This window comes from Burkholderia sp. S-53 (genome assembly GCF_025560745.1).
Classification (GTDB): Bacteria; Pseudomonadota; Gammaproteobacteria; order Burkholderiales; family Burkholderiaceae; genus Burkholderia; species Burkholderia pyrrocinia.
On the sequence record NZ_CP090483.1, the window covers coordinates 2240508 to 2260480 of the forward strand.

Here is a 19973-nt window from a genome sequence, read left to right on the forward strand (position 1 = left end):
TGTTCCACTCGCTCAATCTCGATAACTGGTGTCGACGACATCGATCTGTCGGACTAACGCATCGAAGACGTCTTGTCCTGCGCCATGGTGGGAATCAAACTGCCGCGCATCGCGCGAGCAACGACCTGCCACAGTGTTCTCAATGGTTCTTGCCTGCCCCATCGCGAGCGTTGCTACCTGAATCTCGCAGGCGCGATTGAGTGTCCAAAGGATTGTGAAGGTCTGTGGCAGCGTCCTACCCCAGGCAAGCAGCCCGTGATTGCGAAGGATTACAGCTTGCCGCTCTCCAATATTTTCAACTAGCCGCGGCCCTTCTTCCGGGTGAATCGTAATCCCCTCGAAGTCGTGATAGGCAATGCGATCGTGCAGCAGCGCACTGTAAAAACTCGCCTGCTGCAAACCACCTTCGAGGCAGGCGACCGCAACGCCAGCAGTGGTATGCGTGTGCATCACGCAATGTGCGTCCGGCAAACCCGCATGAATCGCGGCATGAAGGGTAAAGCCGGCCGGATTGACCGGATATGGTGAGCCGTCGAGAATGTGCCCAAGCGCGTTCACCTTCACAAGGTTGCTGGCCGTGACCTCACTGTAATGCAGTCCGAACGGATTGATCAGAAACTGGCGATCCTCGCCACTGACGCTCACAGGCAATCGTACTGTGATGTGGTTGTAGATCATCTCTGTCCAGCCGAGCATGGCGAAGATGCGGTAGCATGCGGCGAGTTGCACTCGCGCATACCGCTCGTCTGGATGTATCGCGGCAAGCGCGGACGATACCGCTGGATTTTGCCCAATCGTATTCATCTGAGTCTCCATTTCCTAACACTCATGCGTCCGCTGCCACGACAGCGGCAATCGAAGACGCAACGTACCCGACATTGCTCGGATTCAGTCCGGCCACGCACATGCGTCCCGAACTTAGCAAATACACGGCATGCTCCCGACGCAGCCTCTCAATCTGCGCCTCGGTCAGCCCCGTATAGGCAAACATGCCGCGTTGCGCGATGTAATGCGTACACAGCGCATCACCGATGCGTTCCGCGAGGTCTTGATGAATAGCCTGCCGCATTAAGCAAATCCGCTCGCTCATCTCGCCGAGTTCGCTTTCCCACAGGACACGCAATAGGGGGGTGTGAAGAACGTCCGCAACGAGCCGTGCACCGTACGTTGGTGGGTTCCCATAGTTTGTATGAATCGTGGACACCAGTTGTCCGAGTACACGTTCGGCTTCGTCGGCACTTGCACACACGATGCTTAGCGCACCACAACGTTCACCGTACAGGGAAAAATTTTTGGAAAATGAGCTGGCAACGATTAGTGGCACACCGGACGACTCGAGAAGTCGTATAAGCTCTGCATCTTCGTCAAGCCCCGCTCCAAATCCTTGGTAGGCCGAATCGATGAAAGCAATCACGCGGCGGCGCTGCAATACTGGAACAAGTTCGGCGTATTGTCTGTCGTTCGGATCGATGCCAGTCGGATTGTGGCAGCACGCATGCAACAGCACGATACTTCGCTCCGGCAGGATGTCAATCGCGTCGAGCATCTGTTCAAATTGCAGCCCACCGGTACGTACATCGTAATATGGATAGCTATTGACGGCTAAACCGGCGGCTTCGAATATGACGCGATGCTTTTCCCAGCTTGGGTTACTAATCCATATTCCCGCTGCGGGGAAATGGCGTTTCAGAAAATCGGCGCCTACCCTGAGGGCGCCAGAACCGCCAATGGTTTGCAACGTCGCGACGCGCCTGGTCTTGAGCGCCTCGCTATCCCGACCAAATATGAGCTCCTGTACGACATCACGATATTGGGTGTCTCCGTACGCGGATAGATATGGGCGAGGTGTCATTTGATGTGATGCCGCTGCTGATGCTTCACGTACAGCTCGCATCACAGGAACCTTCCCTACCGCGTCAACATAGATACCAATACCCAAGTTTATCTTGTTTGGTCGCGAATCTTGCTGAAATTCTTCAGTTAATCGAAGCATCGGATCACCCGAGCAAGCGGAGATATGTTCAAACACGGAAACTCCTTGGACGTGTCCGACGACATTGCGCAACAAGCGCCACTGAACGAGCACACGACCACAAAGTGGCATATGCCCGGGGAAACTGATATCGCCATTGCTCGCGAGGTATACCTAAATCAGGCCAGACAGTCGACCGGAGTCGCCGTTCGCGTAGACGTGCTCAATCACATGACCTAACTCTGCCGCCTGCACCGACTGAAAAAGAACGTAGCCCATTTCTGCGTCGCGACCCATTTATGCAACGACGCCCCGTTCCTGATTTTCTTTTTTGCACTTCCAACCAAACTCAATCTGGCATCAATTTTTAAACGTTCTACAAAATACACATTAAATCTTAATAAACCCGTCAATACTAAGAAATTTCCTAATTTGGTCAGGATTTTTCATAAATGCATCTCGTAAACGAGCGTGGATTCTGTTTGACCGCCCCCGTCCAGCGTTTCCCCCGGCGAATCTGACGGTAGCTCCCCGGCGCTATGTCACAAAGCAGGTGTCTGACACCGAGCCGGGCGAGCTGGATGATCTATCTGCCGCCCGAGTTCGACAGATTTTCGCGTAAGCGATTGATTTTGTTGGGGCGGGGGTGCCGTTTTTGTCACTACACGACGTGGCGGAGGGTCGGGATGGACCGCTTGACGGTGTCGAACAACTCCTTCTGCTCGGGACTGACCGTGGTGAGGCCTTGGGACGTATGCTGGCGATGCAGGGTGACCTGATGAAGCTGAATGCGGCGAACGACTTCCAGCGCGCGTTCGGGCGAGTAGGCGCTGTCGCGGTCCTTCAACCGCATGCGCAGCACCCGGTACAGCACCAGCGCGAGGAAGCAAATCATCGCGTGCACTCGGATACGCTGGGGCAGCCGGTGGAACACCGGCGCGATGTCGATCTCGGACTTCAGCCCCCGGAAGCCGCGCTCGATGTCCGCGAGCGACTTGTAGCGCGCGATGACCTCGACGGGCGTCAGATCCGCGACGTTCGTCACGAGCAGCAGCTTGCCGTCCATCATTCGCGCCAGCGCCCGGTCGTCGGTCTCGTAGGTGAACAGTTCCGAACGCGGGTCGACCTTCAGGATCGAGGCGAGCTTCGCTTCGCACACAACCTGTTAGAAGCGCGCCTTGGCGACGCTGTCGGAGAACCGCCGGCCCTTGTAGCGACCGCCGCAGTCTTGTCCGTCCAGCTTGCCGGCCAGGCGGGCCACTGCGGTTTCGAGTTCGGCGATCCGTTCGTCGCGACGCCGCCCCATCTCCATCGCGCTATCCGACCGATGCGCGACGATCAGCCGATGGCCTTGCCACTGGAACTCGTCGAGGATTCCTCGGGAGCGCTGGCACATAGTCGGGCATGGGATTCGGCAAGCAATTCGTCGAAGTCGCCGTAGCGGCACGCCGGCACCGCGAGGATGAACTCGAGCGGCCGTCCGTTGACCCGGATCGCCTCGATGGCTTCGAGGTTGTCCAGCGACAGCAGGCCGCGCGCGATCGGCAACCAGCACGACACGCCGGATCGGGTAACGCGCCAGCACTTTCTTGATGGCGGGGATGAGTATCCGGGTTTCGGCGGCGTTGCCAGCGAACACTTCATGGTAGATCGGCAGCCCGTCAGCCGTCTACACGACACCGAGCATGACCTGGCGGGCGATATCGCCCTCCTTGGCGAGACCGAACTGACGCAGTTCGTTGTTGTCGGTCCGCGAATGTCCCTCGGTGCGGATTGTCGTCAGATCGTAGAAGACGATCGAAAGCTCCTGATCGATCAACAGCCGCGGCAGGCCGGCCAACGCATCGTCGAGCGCGTCGGCGTGTTCGACCACGGTGTCCATCGTGCGCAGCAAACGCTGATGCGTGACCGACTCGGCGGGCACGCCCGGCACGAGCGCGCCTTCGAGCCAGCGTGCGATGCCGAGCTTCGATTCCGGGTCGCGGAGCCGGTTGAAGTTCGCGCGATCAAGACTGCGCTGCAACTTCACACGTTTCTTCTCGTGCGAAGGATCCAGACCGCCGCGAAGCTGTTCCTTGATCTCGTCGCGAGCCTTACGCGCAGCCAGCAGGGTCACGGCCGGATAGACCCCGAGGGCCATCCGTTTCTCCTTGCCGTCGATGCGATACTTCAATCGCCAGTACTTCGACCCGGTCGGCATGATCTCGAGGTACATGCCCTGGCCGTCGGCCAGCTTGTAGGACTTTTCGCGAGGCTTGGCCGCACGGACGGCGACATCGGTAAGGGGCATTTGAGCATGGGGGCATTTCGATGCCCCAGGTCATGAAAACTGCCCCCTACGATGCCCCCCGATTTCATGGGTGTCAATGGGAAAAGATGGGCAACGCTGGTAGCAAAAAGCCCCGTAAGTGCTTGACTGACGGGGCTTTTTGGCCAAACATGGAAATGCTTGGGAGTATATGTGGTGCGTGAGGCCGGACTCGAACCGGCACACCCTTGCGGGCGTCAGGACCTAAACCTGGTGCGTCTACCAATTTCGCCACTCACGCGCATTTTCTGTCGCCTGACCGCGCGGCACGCAACATGCGTTCTCCACGCGCCCTGGGCTTCGCACCGGCCCGAAAACCGGCACGCCCGATCAGGCGAGCGCGAGATTCTACCCGATCCGGGCGACCTTGTCTCGCCCTGCCGGCGCCTGTCGTGCAGCGGTGCTAGAATGCCGCGCTCGACGTTTCGGCACCGCGCCGCCGCGCGTCCCCCGAACCCGCCCCCACCCGATTCCGCCCGTGAACTTCGACGACTACTGTCAGCAAAAGGCCGCCCCTGCGGGCTCCAGCGTCTACTACGCGTTGCGTCAGGCGCCGCTCGCCACGCAGCCGCGCCTGACCGCGCTGTTCGCGCTGCGCCGCGAACTCGAGGAAACCGTCAAGGAAACCAGCGACCCGACCGTCGGACACACGAAGCTCGCGTGGTGGCACAAGGAACTCGCGGCACTGGCCGACGGGCAACCGTCGCACCCCGTCACGAAGGCGCTCGCGCAGCATCATCCGGTGATCGCCGCCGAAGCCGACACGTTGCGCACGCTCGTCAACGGCTACGGGATGGACCTCGAACAGGCGCGCTACCTCGACTTCGCGAACCTGCAGCGCTACATCGCACAGGTCGGCGGCACCTTCGCGTCGCTGGTCGCACGCGCCAGCGCGGCGAACCCGGCCGACCCGCAGCCGTGGGCCGCGGACGCCGGCCGCGCGCTGATGCTCGCGCAATTCGTGCAGGAACTCGGCAACGACGCGCGCCACGGCCGCATCTACCTGCCGATCGACGAACTGCAGCGCTACAACGTAACCGCGGCCGATCTGCTGAACCGCCGCTACAGCCCGGCCTTCACCGAGTTGCTGCAATTCCAGACGGCGCGTGCGCGCGAAGCGCTCGCGGCCGCCGACGCAGCGATCCCCGCATCGGAACGCCGCGCGCAGCGCACGCTGCGCGCGCAGATCGCATTGGCCGGCGCGCTGCTCGACGAAATCGGGCGCGACGGCTATCAGGTGCTGCACCAGCGCATCGCGCTGACGCCGATCCGCAAGCTGTGGATCGCGTGGCGCGCCGCACGCCGGCGCTGAACCCGGCGCATCACGCCTTCAACAACGGCAGCGTGTCGAAGCGCTGCTGCAGCACGCGCGTCGCATCGAGCCCCCACCACGGCCCGAGCACGGTCGCGTAGAGCTGGCGGAAATCGACCGCGACCGGCAGGTTGCCGTTGCCGTCGAGCCGCCCGAGCGCCGGCGGCGCCCCGTACAGCCCGCCGGCCACGCGGCCGCCCATCACGAAATGCGGCGCGGCCGTGCCGTGATCGGTGCCGTTGCTCTGGTTCTCGCGCACGCGCCGCCCGAATTCCGCATACGTCATCACGAGCGTCTGGTTCCAGCGCCCGAGTTCGAGCAGCGCGCCGCGCATCGCGCTCATCCCTTCCGCGAACTGCTTGAGCAGCCCGGCCTGCTGCCCCGGCTGGTTCTGGTGCGTGTCGAAGCCGTTGAGCGTCAGGCGCAGCACCGCAACGCCATCCTGCGCACCGGGCCCGGACGCTTCGCATGCGGCCAGCACCTGCATCGCAGTCTTGACCGACGTGCCGAACGCGCCGGCCGGAAACGCCGTCTTGAATTCACGCATCCCGCCGCGCGGGCGCAACCGATCAGCCGCCTTCACGATGTCGTTCTCGACGTCGATGATGTGCGCCAGTGCCGGGTTCTGCTCGCGCAGCGACGATGGCTCGGCGAGCCGGGCCGCGCGGATGAACTGCGCGGGATTGACGAGCGCGATCGCGCGCGCGCCGTTCGCGAGCGGCCCCATCTCGGCGCTGCCGAGCACGACGCCGTCCGCCGCGAAACCGGGCGGCACCGGCGCCTGCGCAAACGTGCGCGTGAGCCAGCCTTCGTGCAGGTACTGGTCCGAACGCGATGCGGTATCCCAGATCTCGATCGAGCGGAAATGCGACAGGTTCGGCTGCGGATAGCCGACGCCCTGCACGACCGCGACCTGCCCGTCGCGCCACAGCGGCATCAGCGGCGCGAGCGACGGGTGCAGCCCGGTGTGTGCGTCGAGTTGCAGCACCTGCTCGCGCTTGATGCCGATGCTGCGCCGGAACTGGTAGTACAGCGGGTCCGCATACGGCACCACCGTGTTGAGGCCGTCGTTGCCGCCCTTCAGCTCGACGAGGATCAGCACGTTCGCATACCCGGCCGCCGGTTGCCGGCCGGCCTGCGGCCCCGATGCCGCCAGCGCGGGCGACTGCCACATCGACACGCCCGCCGCAGCAGCGGCGCCCGTCAGCGTCAGAAAATCACGTCGGTTCATCGCGCATCCTTTGGTTCGCCGCCCCGCACCTTTGCCGCAGCGGCGCTCCGATTCGTCGTCGTTTGCATCATTTCAATTGATAGGCCGGATCCATCAGCAGCGCCTCGAGATACGCGCTGCCGGTCGAATCCGTGTCGATCGCCGCGACCGGCGACACCGGCAGCACCGCGTGCTGGAGCTGAAGCTCGGTCGACAATCCCGCGATCGCCTGCGGCCGCGCGCGATATTGCGCAAGCCAGCGTTCGAGATCGAAGCGCAGGCCGGCGCGCGCGGGCTTGGCCGGCCCGCGCATGCCGGCGGCGGACGCCGGGTCGACCACCGGTATCGCGTGCGCACGCGCATTCGGCGGCGGCGCCACCGGATGCGCCGGCGGCCGCATGCCGGCCGTCTCCGTCGCGCGGAACAGTTGCTCGACGAACTGCTTGCGCGCGAGCAGCGTGGTGCTGTTGATCCACAGCGCGCCGCCCGGCCAGCCCTTCACGTTCGGCGGATAGAACAGGTTCTGCCCGAGCGTGCGCACGGTGTTCGCGAGCATCTGCGGATCGCCGTACGCGACGTCGAACAGCCGCACCGACCCGACGACGAATTCGACCGGCGACTTGACGAGCACGCCGCGGTTGCGCGGATCCCAGAACGCGTCGGTCGACCACAGCGCGGCAAGCGCCGCGCGAATGTCGTAGCCGCTCGCGCGAAACCGTTCCGCCACGACATCGAGCGCGCCCGCGTCGGGCGTATCGGACACGAATTCGCGCCACAGCTTGCCGACGATGAAGCGCGCGGTGCCGGGCCGCTTCAGCAGGATGTCGACGAAACCGTCGCCGTCGAACTGCCCCGTCTCGCCGAGAATCGTCTTGTCGCCCGCATCGTGCAAATCCGGCCGCACCTCGAAACGCAGCGTATCGGGATCGATCGTCCAGCCCGTCATCGCACGCGCGGCTTCGGTCACGTCGTATTGCGTGTAGTGTCCTTCGCCGAGCGTGAACAGCTCCATCACCTCGCGCGCGAAATTCTCGTTCGGGCGCCCCTTGCGATTGCTCGCGCCGTCGAGATACTGCAGCATCGCCGGGTCCTTCGCGACCGCGTGCAGCAGCGTGCCGAAGTTGCCGAGCGCCTCGCGGCGAAACAGCGCGTTCTGCGCGGCCATCGTTTGCGGATAAGGCACCTTGTCCTGCCCCGACGTGAAGTGCCCGTGCCAGAACAGCGTCATGCGCTCGGTCAGCGGCGACGGCGTCACGACCATCTCGTTGACCCAGGTCGCGCGCAACGCATCGTATCGAACATTGCGCTCGCGTTGCTCGTCGCGGCGCATGTCGGGGGTCAGCGCCTGGCGCTGCGCGCGCGTCGGCGGCAGCTCGGCGATCCAGTCGGGCCACGCCGTGACGGGTTCGCGGCGAACGTTGCCGAGCGTGTCGGCCACGACCTGCGCGCGCGTCATGCCGACGATGCGCGCGACGTCGGCGGGCGCGGGAGAAAAACCGGTGCGGCTCAGGAAAAACAGTGCATCGTCGGCGTCGAGCGCCGACTGCATTGCGGGCGACGGCGCCGGTGCGGCAGCGTTCGCTTTCATCGTCATGGACTCCCGGAGCGCACCGGCGGTGCGGATGCCGGTACAACGGCAATCGGCGGTCGAAAGTTGACGGAAAAAGTGCTACGAATTTTTTCCGCGCGGTGGGTTCCGCGCAGGATGAAGACGGCACGCTTCAGCGCTTGTACAGCTCGCGAACGGCGTCTTCGATGTGCTGGCGCAAAAGGTGACGCTCCTCGGGCGTCATGTGCCCGTCGCGGCGGTGCTGTTCGAGATCGGGAGGCACGGCGGAACGGACCGGCATCTCGGCGGCACGATCGGGCTGCGGCGCTTTGCCGCGCGGCAGCTTGCGCGACGGTGCGCCCTGCTCGGGGCGCTGCGCATACGCGAAGTTAGACGCATACGGACCGGCAAGCGCGATCGTCAGCATCAGTGCAATCCGGGCAGATCGCATGACCGTCCTCGCTTCTTTGGTCGATTTGTTCCCTTCGTCACGCGGCAACCGGCTACCTCTGGTACTTGAAAAACCCTGCGGAATTCGGGTGTGCAAAGATGAAAGATGGAGTGCAGGGGAGTATCTACCGAATTTCGGCTTCGAGTAAAGGAATCTCTATAGCCTGCCTTTACTCGGCGCGACACTACGGGTAAATTTTGTAACTGACTGTAACGCACGAAAATGCGCGGCCGTGCGCCAATTCCCATTCGCGATAAGATGCCGATCATGGAAACGAAAAACCCCTCCAAGATTCTCGTCGTCGACGACGACCCGCGCCTGCGCGATCTGCTGCGCCGCTATCTCGGCGAGCAGGGTTTCAACGTATATGTCGCGGAGAACGCGACTGCGATGAACAAGCTCTGGGTCCGCGAGCGTTTCGACCTGCTCGTGCTCGACCTGATGCTGCCGGGCGAAGACGGCCTGTCGATCTGCCGCCGCCTGCGCGGCAGCAACGACCGCACGCCGATCATCATGCTCACCGCAAAGGGCGAGGACGTCGATCGCATCGTCGGCCTCGAGATGGGCGCCGACGACTACCTGCCGAAGCCGTTCAACCCGCGCGAACTCGTCGCGCGCATTCATGCGGTGCTGCGCCGCCAGGCGCCGGCCGAACTGCCGGGTGCGCCGTCGGAAACCACCGAGGTGTTCGAGTTCGGCGAGTTCTCGCTGAACCTCGCCACCCGTACGCTGACGAAATCCGGCCAGGAAATTCCGCTGACGACCGGCGAATTCTCGGTGCTGAAGGTGTTCGCGCGCCATCCGCGCCAGCCGCTGTCGCGCGAAAAGCTGATGGAGCTCGCGCGCGGCCGTGAATACGAAGTGTTCGACCGCAGCCTCGACGTGCAGATCTCGCGCCTGCGCAAGCTGATCGAACCGGATCCGGGCAGCCCGCGCTTCATCCAGACCGTCTGGGGCCTCGGCTACGTGTTCATTCCGGACGGCGCCGCCTGATTTTTTCTTTTCCGGTTTCGCCCGCCCACGGCCCGTCCCATGCGTATTGACCGGCGCCTCCTGCAGCTCGCGTTCGGCGGGCTGTTCTGGCGCACCTTCCTGCTGATCGCGCTGCTGATCTCGGTCAGTCTCGCCGCGTGGTTCCAGAGCTTTCGCGTGATCGAGCGCGAGCCGCGTGCGCAGCGCGTCGCGCTGCAGCTCGTCGCGGTCGTGAAGCTCACGCGCACCGCCCTGCTCTATTCCGATCCCGATCTGCGGCGCGCGCTGCTGCAGGATCTCGAGAGCAACGAGGGCGTGCGCGTTTACCCGCGCGAGAAAACCGACAAGTTCAAGCTGCAGCCCGACGAATCGCTGAACCGCCTGATCGAGCACGACATCCGCAGCCGCCTCGGCGACGACACCGTGATCGCTCAATCGGTCAACGACATTCCCGGCGTGTGGATCAGCTTCAAGATCGACGACGACGATTACTGGGTCGCGCTCGACCGCGACCAGCTCGACAACGTCACCGGCCTGCAGTGGGCCGGCTGGGGACTGTTCGCGCTCGCGCTGTCGCTGTTCGGCTCCGCGTTCATCACGAGCCTCGTGAACCGGCCGTTCTCGCGGCTCGCGCTCGCCGCGCGCCAGATCGGCTCGGGCCAGACGCCCGAGCTGCTGCCCGAGCGCGGGATGGGCGTCGCGGCCGAGACCAACCGCAGCTTCAACCAGATGGTGCGCGACCTCGAACAGCTCGAGGCCGACCGCGCGCTGATGCTGGCGGGCATCTCGCACGACCTGCGCACGCCGCTTGCGCGGCTGCGCCTCGAAACCGAGATGAGCCCGTCCGACCAGGCGACCAAGGACGCGATGGTCGACGATATCGAGCAGATGGACCGCATCATCGCAGCCTTCATCGACTATGCGCGCCCGTCGCAGCGCAGGCCCGAACCCGTCGACCTGTCGTCGATCGCGCAGGAAGTCGCCGCGCGCGCGTCGGGCGAGGACGGCGTCGAGATCCGCACACGGCTCGCGCCGAGCGCAATCATCGAAGCCGACGAGACCGACATGCGCCGCGTGATCGGCAACCTCGTCGAGAACGCGCGCAAGTACGGCCAGAGCAAACAGGACGGCATCTCGCGCATCACGCTCGAGACGCGCGTGTCGCATGCGCGCGTCGAACTGTCGGTGAGCGACGAAGGCCCCGGCATCCCCGAGGATCAACTGCCGCTCGTGATGCGGCCGTTCTATCGCGTCGACACCGCGCGCACCAAGGCGGACGGCACGGGCCTCGGGATGGCGATCGTGCTGCGGCTCGTCGGCCGTTATCGCGGCGCGCTGCGCCTGCGCAACCGCAACCCCGAAGCGGGCCTCGAAGTCACGCTCGAATTCCCCGGCGCCGGCAAGGCGCGTGCGACTGCGTGACGCGCTCGCGCACGCTTCCCGCGCTTCACACTATCGATCCGGTTGACAAAAGCTATGGGGATCGTTAGCCAAAATCTATTGAAGCGCTTTACTAATAGTGTTATAGTCTGCCCCATGCTGTCACACCGTCGTTGCAGCACCGAGGTAGCTTGACTCAGTCTTCTTCCCAACTCATACAGGAGTATCCGCATGAAAACCGTGGGCGATAAACTCGAAGCTTTCACCGTCGTAGCCGCGAAGCCGGGCTTCAATCATCACGAGGAAAACGGCCAGTCGGCGTTCGAGACCGTCACCGAAGCATCGTTCCCGGGCAAGTGGAAGATCATCTACTTCTATCCGAAGGATTTCACGTTCGTGTGCCCGACGGAAATCGTCGAGTTCGCGAAGCTCACGAAGCACTTCGAAGAGCGCGACGCCATCCTGCTCGGCGGCAGCTCGGACAACGAATTCGTCAAGCTCGCATGGCGCCGTGAGCACAAGGACCTGAACAAGCTGAACCACTACTCGTTCGGCGACGTCAAGGGCGAGCTGATCGACCAGCTCGGCGTGCGCGACAAGGAAGCCGGCGTGGCCCTGCGTGCAACGTTCATCGTCGATCCGGACAACACGATCCAGCACGTTTCGATCAACAACCTGAACGTCGGCCGCAACACGGACGAAATCCTGCGCATTCTCGATGGCCTGCAAACGGACGAACTCTGCCCGTGCAACCGCGCTGTCGGCGGCTCGACGCTGTAAGCGTCGATGCACCGAAGCCCGCGGCGCATGTGCTGCCTGCGGGCTTTTTTAACGGCCAACTCATAGGAGATATCAATGGAATTCATCGATTCGATTAAGGCGCGCATCCCCGACTACGCGAAGGACATTCGCCTGAACCTCGACGGCACGATCTCGCGCTCGTCGCTCGAAGGCACCGACGCGGTCGGCGTCGCGCTGGCGGCGGCGATCGCGGCGAAGAGCACGGTGCTCGTGAAGACGATCCGCGAAGCCGGCGTGCTGTCGCCCGAAGAGACGAACGCCGTGCTGACGGCGGCCGCGCTGATGGGGATGAACAACACCTGGTATCCGTATGTCGAGATGGCCGACGACGCCGACCTGAAGACGCAGCGCGCCGAGCTGCGGATGGGTGCGTATGCGACGCACGGCGGCGTCGAAAAGCGCAAGTTCGAGATGTACGCGCTCGCCGCGTCGATCGTCGGCAAGTGCCACTTCTGCGTGAAGTCGCACTATGCGCTGCTGAAGAACGAGCAAGGGATGACCGTCACGCAGCTGCGCGACGTCGGCCGCATCGCGTCGGTGATCAACGCCGCCGCGCAGGTGATCGCCGCCGAAGGCGAGTAAATGGCTGCATGAGTGGCTGCATGATCGGTTTCGCCGCGCGACCGGCAGTCATGCCGGAACGGCCGTCGCTCCAAACGAAAATGCCACGCCGATGCGTGGCATTTTTCATTTTCGCAGCACCGCGCGCGGTGCGAACCGCGCGCCGCCACAACCGGGCGTCAGCCGCCCTGCCTGACCAGCAGCGCGGCGGCCTGCGCCTCGATGCCCTCGCCGCGGCCGAGATAGCCGAGCTTCTCGTTGGTCTTCGCCTTCACGTTCACGCGGTCGAGCGGCAGCCCGAGATCGGCCGCGATGTTCGCGCGCATCCCGTCGATATGCGGCGCGAGCTTCGGCGCCTGCGCGATCACGGTGCTGTCGACGTTCTGGATCGTGAAGCCGGCCGCCTTGACCCGGGCGACGCACTCGCGCAGCAGCACGCGGCTGTCCGCGCCCTTGAACGCCGCGTCCGTGTCGGAGAAATGGCGGCCGATGTCGCCGAGCGCCGCCGCGCCGAACAGCGCGTCGGTGATCGCGTGCAGCAGCACGTCCGCGTCCGAGTGGCCGAGCAGGCCGCGCTCGTACGGAATCGTCACGCCGCCGATGATGAGGGGGCGCCCCGGGACGAGCTGGTGCACGTCGTAGCCTTGTCCGATTCTGAAATCCATGCGTGTTCCGATTGAAATGGGGTGAAAGTCAGGAAGCGTTCGCGGGGCGTGCGAGGATCGCTTCCGCGAGCGCGAAATCTTCCGGATACGTAACCTTGAAGTTGCGCAGGCTGCCCTGCACGACGCGCGGCGTATGGCCGGCCCATTCGATCGCGCTCGCTTCGTCGGTCAGGTCGTGCCCTTCGCGCTGCGCGCGCAGGATCGCCTCGCGCAGCATGCCGATGCGGAACATCTGCGGCGTCTGCGCCTGCCACAGCGCGTCGCGCGACTCGGTGCGCGCGATCGCGTCGCCGCCGGCCGGCACGCGCTTGAGCGTATCGGCCACCGGCAGCGCGACGATGCCGCCGACCGGGTCGTCCTTCAGCGTCGCGACGAGCGTGCGGATCAGCTCCGGCGTGATGCCCGGGCGCGCGGCATCGTGCACGAGCACCCAGTCGTGGTCGGTCGCGCCGAACTCGGTCAGCTCGAGCAGCCCGTTCAGCACCGACGCCTGCCGCGAGCCGCCGCCGCAGCGGCGCACCGCGAAGCGCAGGCCCGCGAAGCGGCGCGCGTCGAAATGGGAATCGTCGGGCGCGAGGACGACGAGCGTCTGCGCGAATTCGCTGCACGCATCGAACGCGGCGAGCGTGTAATGCAGGAGCGCGCGGCCGGCCAGCGTGCGATATTGCTTCGGCACGGCCGAACCGGAACGGCTGCCCGTGCCGGCACAGGGAATCAGGGCGAAAAGTCGGGGAGTCACGAAAGGAAACGCCGGAAAGATGAAATCGAGAAGCGGATTTTATAATAGGTCTTTCGTCTCGACCGGCGCACCGCGCTGCGCCCGTGTACGCCACCCCTGCCGTCCCTATGCCAGATAACGCTTCCACCCCGTCCGCCTCGCCCGTTGCCCGCGTCAAACCCGGCCAGCGTTTCGCCTTCGACGGCGCGCACGGTTCCGCCGATGCGCTCGCCATCGCCCGTTATCTCGCCGACAACCGCCAGGACGTGCCGCTCCTCGCGGTGATCTGTGCGAACGCGGTCGACGCGCAACGGCTCTCGCAGGAAATCCGCTACTTCTCGCCCGATGCGCGCGTGCGCCTGCTGCCGGACTGGGAAACGCTGCCTTACGACACGTTTTCGCCGCACCAGGACCTCGTGTCCGAGCGGCTGGCGACGCTGCACGACCTCGGCGAAGGCCGCTGCGACATCCTGCTGGTGCCCGCGACCACCGCGCTGTACCGGATGCCGCCCGCGTCGTTCATGGCCGCGTACACGTTCGCGTTCGCGCAGGGCGAACGGCTCGACGAGGCGAAATTGAAGGCGCAGCTCACGCTGGCCGGCTACGAGCATGTGAGCCAGGTCGTGCGGCCCGGCGAATACTGCGTGCGCGGCTCGCTGATCGACCTGTACCCGATGGGCTCGCCGCTGCCGTACCGGATCGACCTGTTCGACGACCAGGTCGACTCGATCCGCGCGTTCGACCCTGACACGCAGCGCAGCCTGTACCCGGTGCGTGACGTGCGGCTGCTGCCCGGCCGCGAGTTTCCGTTCGACGAAGCCGCGCGCACGGCCTTCCGCAGCCGCTGGCGCGAGACTTTCGAAGGCGATCCGAGCCGTGCGCCGATCTACAAGGACATCGGCAACGGCGTGCCGTCGGCCGGCATCGAGTATTACCTGCCGCTGTTCTTCGACGAAACGGCCACGCTGTTCCACTACCTGCCGCAGGACGCGCACCTCGTGTTCACCGGCGATCTCGAAGCCTCGATCCGCCGCTTCACGGCCGATACGAAGCAGCGCCACGCGTTCCTGTCGCACGATCGCGAGCGGCCGATCCTCGAGCCGCAGCGCCTGTTCCTGTCCGACGAGGATTTCTTCGCGTTCGCAAAGCCGTTCGCACGCGTCGTGCTGCCCGCGCAACCGGCCGGCGGCTGGGCAACGGCGCTGCCCGAGCTCACCGTCGACCGGCATTCCGACGATCCGCTCGCATCGTTGCGCACGTTCGTCGAATCGTCGGGCAAGCGCGTGCTGCTGACCGTCGAATCGGCCGGCCGCCGCGAAACCATCCTGCAACTGCTCGCCGAGCATCACCTGCGCCCGGCGTCGAACGACCACTTCGCGGGCTGGCTCGCGAGCGACGAACGCTTCGCGCTCGGCGTCGCGCCGCTGTCGAACGGTTTCGCGGTGCCGGGCGAAGCTTATGCGATCGTCACCGAAACCGAGCTGTACGGCGCGCTCGGCCGCCGCGCGGGCCGCCGCCGGCAGGAACAAGCCAGCAACGTCGACGCGATGGTGCGCGACCTGTCGGAGCTGAAGGTCGGCGACCCGGTCGTCCATGCGCAGCACGGCATCGGCCGCTACATGGGCCTCGTGTCGATGGATCTCGGCGAAGGCGAGACCGAATTCCTGCATCTCGAATACTCGGGCGACAGCAAGCTCTACGTACCCGTCGCGCAATTGCACGTGATCTCGCGCTACAGCGGCGCCGATCCCGACAGCGCGCCGCTGCACGCGCTCGGCTCCGGCCAGTGGGAGCGCGCGAAGCGCAAGGCCGCGCAGCAGATCCGCGACACGGCCGCCGAGCTGCTGAACCTGTACGCGCGCCGCGCGGCCCGCGAAGGCCACGCGTTCGCGCTCGACCCGCGCGACTACGTGAAATTCGCGGAAAGCTTCGGTTTCGAGGAAACGCCCGACCAGGCCGCGGCGATCGCGGCCGTGATCGGCGACATGACGAGCGGCAAGCCGATGGACCGCCTCGTATGCGGCGACGTCGGCTTCGGCAAGACCGAGGTCGCACTGCGCGCCGCATTCATCGCGGTGCTGGGCGGCAAGCAGGTCGCGCTGCTGTCGCCGACCACGCTGCTCGCCGAGCAGCACACGCAGACCTTCGTCGACCGCTTCGCGGACTGGCCGGTGCGGATCGTCGAACTGTCGCGCTTCAAGACCGCGAAGGAAGTGAACACGGCGATCGCGCAGATCAACGAAGGCACCGTCGACATCGTGATCGGCACGCACAAGCTGCTGTCGTCGGACGTGCAGTTCAAGCGCCTCGGCCTCGTGATCATCGACGAGGAACACCGCTTCGGCGTGCGCCAGAAGGAAGCGCTGAAGGCGCTGCGCGCGGAAGTCGACGTGCTGACGCTCACCGCGACGCCGATTCCGCGCACGCTCGGGATGGCGCTCGAAGGGCTGCGCGATTTCTCGGTGATCGCGACCGCGCCGCAGAAGCGGCTCGCGATCAAGACCTTCGTGCGCCGCGAGGAAGAAAGCGTGATCCGCGAGGCGATGCTGCGCGAGCTGAAGCGCGGCGGCCAGGTGTATTTCCTGCACAACGAGGTCGAGACGATCGAGAACCGCAAGGCGATGCTCGAGGAGCTCGTGCCCGAGGCGCGCATCGTGATCGCGCACGGCCAGATGCACGAGCGCGAGCTCGAGCGCGTGATGCGAGATTTCGTCGCGCAGCGCGCGAACGTGCTGCTGTGCACGACCATCATCGAAACCGGCATCGACGTGCCGAGCGCGAACACGATCATCATGCACCGGTCGGACAAGTTCGGCCTCGCGCAGCTCCACCAGTTGCGCGGCCGCGTCGGCCGCTCGCATCACCAGGCCTATGCGTACCTGCTGGTCCACGATCCGCAGGCGCTGACCAAGCAGGCGCAGCGCCGGCTCGAGGCCATCCAGCAGATGGAGGAACTCGGCTCGGGCTTCTATCTCGCGATGCACGACCTCGAGATCCGCGGCACCGGCGAAGTGCTCGGCGACAAGCAGTCGGGCGAGATCCACGAGATCGGCTTCCAGCTTTACACGGACATGCTGAACGACGCGGTGAAGGCGCTGAAGAACGGCAAGGAGCCCGACCTCACCGCGCCGCTCGCCGCGACGACGGAAATCAACCTGCATGCGCCCGCGATCCTGCCGGCCGACTACTGCGCGGACGTGCAGGAGCGGCTGTCGCTGTACAAGCGTCTCGCGAACTGCGAGCACGGCGATGCGATCGACGGCATCCAGGAGGAACTGATCGACCGCTTCGGCAAGCTGCCGCCGCAGGCGCACGCACTCGTCGAGACGCACCGGCTGCGGATCGCCGCGAAGCCGCTCGGCATCGTCAAGATCGATGCGAGCGAGGCTGCGATCGGATTGCAGTTCGAACCGAATCCGCCGATCGATCCGATGCGGATCATCGACATGGTGCAGAAGCACCGGCACATCAAGCTCGCGGGCCAGGACAAGCTGCGCATCGAAACGCGCTCGCCCGATCTCGCGATCCGCGTGTCGACGATCAAGGAAACGCTGCGCGCGCTCGCGCCGAAGCAGGGAGCGGCGGCCGCGGCGCGCTGACGGGGCGGCGATGCTGCACTGCATCGCGCCCGGCGAAGGCGGGCCGACGCGTTTTTGAGTATGATTTTCCCATTCATCAGACGGAGTTTTGCCATGTCCACTCTCGACGCGACGGCGCCGTCCGCCGCAACCCAGGGCGACGCATCGCTGGTCAGCCTGCCCTGGGTCAAGCAACTGGTGTCGATGGACACGACGAGCCGCGTGCCGAATCTCGGCCTGATCGAAACGGTGCGCGACGCGCTCGCCGCGCAAGGCATCGCATCGACGATCACGCACGATCCGCGCGAAGGCTGGGCAAACCTGTTCGCGACCGTGCCCGCGCACGACGGCTCGACGAACGGCGGCATCGTGCTGTCGGGGCATACCGACGTCGTGCCGGTCGACGGCCAGCAATGGGACAGCAACCCGTTCGCACCCGAGATCCGCGATGGCCGCCTGTACGGCCGCGGCACCTGCGACATGAAGGGCTTCATCGGCACGGCGCTCGCGCTGTTGCCCGAGATGCAGGCGACGAAGCTCGCGAAGCCGATCCATTTCGCGCTGTCCTACGACGAGGAAATCGGCTGCGCGGGCGCGCCGCTGATGATCGCCGATCTCGTCAAGCGCGGCGTGCAACCGTCCGGCTGCATCGTCGGCGAGCCGACCAGCATGCGGCCGATCATCGCGCACAAGGGCATCAACGCGTACCGCTGCTGCGTGCGCGGCCACGCGGCGCATTCGTCGCTGACGCCGAAGGGGCTCAACGCGATCGAGTACGCGGCGCGCCTGATCTGCCACATCCGCGACATCGCCGAGCGCTTCCGCGCCGAAGGCCCGTTCGACGAGCTGTACGACGTGCCGTTCACGACCGCGCAGACGAGCACGATCCAGGGCGGCAACGCGATCAACACGGTGCCGGCCGAATGCCGCTTCGACTTCGAGTTCCGCAACCTGCCGACGCTCGATCCCGAGCAGATCTTCACGCGCATCGAAGCGTATGCGCAGGAAACGCTGCTGCCGCAGATGCTTCGCGAGCATCCGAATGCCGCGATCAAGTTCTCGAAGATCGCCGCGGCGCCCGGGCTCGACGCGACCGAACAGGCCGCGATCACGCAGCTCGTGCGCGCGCTGACGGCCGACCAGGACAAGCGCAAGGTCGCGTACGGCACCGAGGCCGGCCTGTTCGAACGCGCGGGCATCCCGAGCGTCGTGTGCGGGCCCGGCAACATCGAGCAGGCACACAAGCCGAACGAATATGTCGAGCTCGCGCAGCTCGCCAGCTGCGAGCAGTTCCTGCGCAAGTTCATCCGCAGCATGTCGGTCGACGCGCACTGACTGCCTCCCGCCACGCCGGCCCGCGTGTGCGGGCCGGCCCACTCCGCCACCCGCCACGTCATGTCGACTGACCAACACGGCACTGCCCATACGACGATCGACGGCGAGCCGATTCCGACGCTCGACGAAATCGCCGCGCAGCATTTCGCGTTGTCGCCCTGGGTCGCGCGCACACCCGTGTTCGAACGCGCCGATCTGCCGTCCCTCGAGGGCACGCACGTCAACTTCAAGTTCGAACTGCTGCAGGTGAGCGGCAGCTTCAAGGCGCGCGGCGCATTCACGAACCTGCTCGCGCTCGACGAGGCCCGCAAGAACGCCGGCGTCACCTGCGTATCGGCCGGCAATCATGCAGCGGCCGTCGCGTATGCGGCGATGCGGCTCGGCAGCAGCGCGAAGGTCGTGATGTTCCATACCGCGAGCCCGACGCGCATCGCGCAGTGCAAGCAGTACCGCGCGGAAGTCGTGCTCGCGGGCAGCGCATCGCAGGCGTTCGATCTCGTGCGGCGGATCGAGGCCGAGGAAGGCCGCTTCTTCATCCATCCGTTCAACGGCTATCACACGATCCTCGGCACCGCGACGCTCGGTTACGAGTGGGCGACGCAGACGCCCGACCTCGACGCGGTGATCGTGCCGATCGGCGGCGGCGGGCTCGCGGCCGGCATGGCGACCGCGCTGCGGCTCGCGAATCCGCGCGTGCACGTGTACGGCGTCGAGCCGGAAGGCGCCGACGCGATGAGCCGCAGCTTCGCGGCGAATCACACGATCAAGATGAGCGCGATGCAGACGATCGCCGATTCGCTGATGGCGCCGCATACCGAGGAATACAGCTACCAGCTGTGCCGGCGCCACGTCGACCGCATCGTCACCGTGTCCGACGACGCGCTGCGCGCCGCGATGCTGTTCCTGTTCTCGTACCTGAAGCTGTCGGTCGAACCGGCATGCGCGGCCGCACTCGCCGCGCTGCTCGGCCCGCTGCGCGAAACGCTGCAGGGCAAGCGCGTGGGCGTGCTGTTGTCGGGCACGAACACCGACCCCGGCACGCTCGGCATGCATCTCGCGCACGCGAAACTGCAGCACTGACCGCGCGCCGGGCGCAAGTGGACAAACCTAGGGTTATCCCCAGATTATGTTGACAGCCCTGTTGATAACCCGCCGAACAAG

18 protein-coding genes, 1 tRNA gene and 2 pseudogenes are annotated in these 19973 nt (G+C 65.1%); 8 read left to right on the forward strand and 13 right to left on the reverse strand.

What is annotated here, in order from left to right; all coding sequences use genetic code 11:
• Window positions 1-12 precede the first annotated feature (12 nt).
• The 8 genes and pseudogenes from LXM88_RS15315 to LXM88_RS15335 form a co-directional block, all read right to left on the reverse strand.
• Window positions 13-804, reverse strand: a complete 792-nt coding sequence (locus LXM88_RS15315; protein WP_262532773.1) for a class II aldolase/adducin family protein — start codon at window positions 802-804, stop codon at window positions 13-15.
• 22 nt (window positions 805-826) lie between these two features.
• Entirely contained in the window at window positions 827-2029 is a 1203-nt protein-coding gene (locus LXM88_RS15320) for an amino acid aminotransferase (protein ID WP_262532774.1), read from the reverse strand.
• Between the two features lie 604 nt (window positions 2030-2633).
• Window positions 2634-3131 (reverse strand): IS1634 family transposase, encoded by a 498-nt coding sequence (locus LXM88_RS37275; protein WP_412524105.1) that lies wholly within the window; start codon window positions 3129-3131, stop codon window positions 2634-2636.
• Window positions 3132-3137: 6 nt separating this feature from the next.
• The gene (locus LXM88_RS37280) at window positions 3138-3284 is read right to left on the reverse strand and encodes a hypothetical protein (RefSeq protein ID WP_412524106.1); all 147 of its coding nucleotides are present in this window, start codon (window positions 3282-3284) and stop codon (window positions 3138-3140) included.
• A 26-nt stretch (window positions 3285-3310) separates the two neighbouring features.
• A complete protein-coding gene (locus tag LXM88_RS37285) occupies window positions 3311-3532 on the reverse strand; it encodes a hypothetical protein (RefSeq protein ID WP_412524107.1) in 222 nt (73 codons plus the stop codon).
• 112 nt (window positions 3533-3644) lie between these two features.
• Window positions 3645-3965, reverse strand: a pseudogene (locus LXM88_RS37290) (hypothetical protein); the annotation flags it as partial.
• Window positions 3966-3968: 3 nt separating this feature from the next.
• Window positions 3969-4262, reverse strand: a pseudogene (locus LXM88_RS15330) (Arm DNA-binding domain-containing protein); the annotation flags it as partial.
• A gap of 172 nt (window positions 4263-4434) precedes the next feature.
• Window positions 4435-4521: transfer RNA gene (locus LXM88_RS15335), tRNA-Leu, on the reverse strand.
• 237 nt (window positions 4522-4758) lie between these two features.
• On the opposite strand from LXM88_RS15335, the gene hpnD reads away from it, so the two are divergent.
• Complete coding sequence (hpnD, locus tag LXM88_RS15340; RefSeq protein WP_262532775.1) at window positions 4759-5592, forward strand: presqualene diphosphate synthase HpnD; 834 nt, start codon at window positions 4759-4761, stop codon at window positions 5590-5592.
• Between the two features lie 10 nt (window positions 5593-5602).
• Here the strand turns inward: hpnD and LXM88_RS15345 are convergent, their stop codons facing one another.
• The 3 genes from LXM88_RS15345 to LXM88_RS15355 all read right to left on the reverse strand — a co-directional run bounded on the left by LXM88_RS15345 (window position 5603) and on the right by LXM88_RS15355 (window position 8802).
• On the reverse strand, window positions 5603-6823 hold the full coding sequence (locus LXM88_RS15345) for a DUF1501 domain-containing protein (protein ID WP_262532777.1): 1221 nt from the start codon (window positions 6821-6823) through the stop codon (window positions 5603-5605).
• Window positions 6824-6890: 67 nt separating this feature from the next.
• Window positions 6891-8390, reverse strand: a complete 1500-nt coding sequence (locus LXM88_RS15350; protein WP_262532779.1) for a DUF1800 domain-containing protein — start codon at window positions 8388-8390, stop codon at window positions 6891-6893.
• 133 nt (window positions 8391-8523) lie between these two features.
• Window positions 8524-8802: a hypothetical protein gene (locus LXM88_RS15355; RefSeq protein ID WP_262542858.1), complete on the reverse strand. Its 279-nt coding sequence runs from the start codon at window positions 8800-8802 to the stop codon at window positions 8524-8526.
• A 258-nt stretch (window positions 8803-9060) separates the two neighbouring features.
• Between LXM88_RS15355 and ompR the strand changes: the two genes are divergently transcribed.
• From ompR to LXM88_RS15375, 4 genes are all read left to right on the forward strand, one after another.
• Complete coding sequence (ompR, locus tag LXM88_RS15360; RefSeq protein WP_006478565.1) at window positions 9061-9795, forward strand: osmolarity response regulator transcription factor OmpR; 735 nt, start codon at window positions 9061-9063, stop codon at window positions 9793-9795.
• Between the two features lie 39 nt (window positions 9796-9834).
• Window positions 9835-11196 (forward strand): ATP-binding protein, encoded by a 1362-nt coding sequence (locus LXM88_RS15365; protein ID WP_262533358.1) that lies wholly within the window; start codon window positions 9835-9837, stop codon window positions 11194-11196.
• 189 nt (window positions 11197-11385) lie between these two features.
• Window positions 11386-11934, forward strand: a complete 549-nt coding sequence (locus LXM88_RS15370) for a peroxiredoxin (protein ID WP_262533361.1) — start codon at window positions 11386-11388, stop codon at window positions 11932-11934.
• A gap of 75 nt (window positions 11935-12009) precedes the next feature.
• Window positions 12010-12537: a carboxymuconolactone decarboxylase family protein gene (locus LXM88_RS15375; protein WP_262533364.1), complete on the forward strand. Its 528-nt coding sequence runs from the start codon at window positions 12010-12012 to the stop codon at window positions 12535-12537.
• Between the two features lie 158 nt (window positions 12538-12695).
• Here the strand turns inward: LXM88_RS15375 and ispF are convergent, their stop codons facing one another.
• Window positions 12696-13181 carry a 2-C-methyl-D-erythritol 2,4-cyclodiphosphate synthase gene (ispF, locus tag LXM88_RS15380; RefSeq protein WP_069745129.1) on the reverse strand — a complete coding sequence of 162 codons (486 nt, stop codon included), beginning with the start codon at window positions 13179-13181 and terminating at the stop codon, window positions 12696-12698.
• Window positions 13182-13209: 28 nt separating this feature from the next.
• Entirely contained in the window at window positions 13210-13920 is a 711-nt protein-coding gene (gene ispD / locus LXM88_RS15385; RefSeq protein ID WP_047900948.1) for a 2-C-methyl-D-erythritol 4-phosphate cytidylyltransferase, read from the reverse strand.
• A gap of 107 nt (window positions 13921-14027) precedes the next feature.
• On the opposite strand from ispD, the gene mfd reads away from it, so the two are divergent.
• The 3 genes from mfd to LXM88_RS15400 all read left to right on the forward strand — a co-directional run bounded on the left by mfd (window position 14028) and on the right by LXM88_RS15400 (window position 19892).
• Window positions 14028-17498 (forward strand): transcription-repair coupling factor, encoded by a 3471-nt coding sequence (gene mfd, locus LXM88_RS15390; protein WP_262533371.1) that lies wholly within the window; start codon window positions 14028-14030, stop codon window positions 17496-17498.
• A gap of 93 nt (window positions 17499-17591) precedes the next feature.
• Window positions 17592-18812 (forward strand): acetylornithine deacetylase, encoded by a 1221-nt coding sequence (gene argE / locus LXM88_RS15395; protein WP_262533373.1) that lies wholly within the window; start codon window positions 17592-17594, stop codon window positions 18810-18812.
• 60 nt (window positions 18813-18872) lie between these two features.
• Window positions 18873-19892, forward strand: coding sequence for a threonine/serine dehydratase (locus LXM88_RS15400; RefSeq protein ID WP_262533375.1), 1020 nt, complete (start codon window positions 18873-18875; stop codon window positions 19890-19892).
• The last annotated feature ends 81 nt before the right edge of the window (window positions 19893-19973 follow it).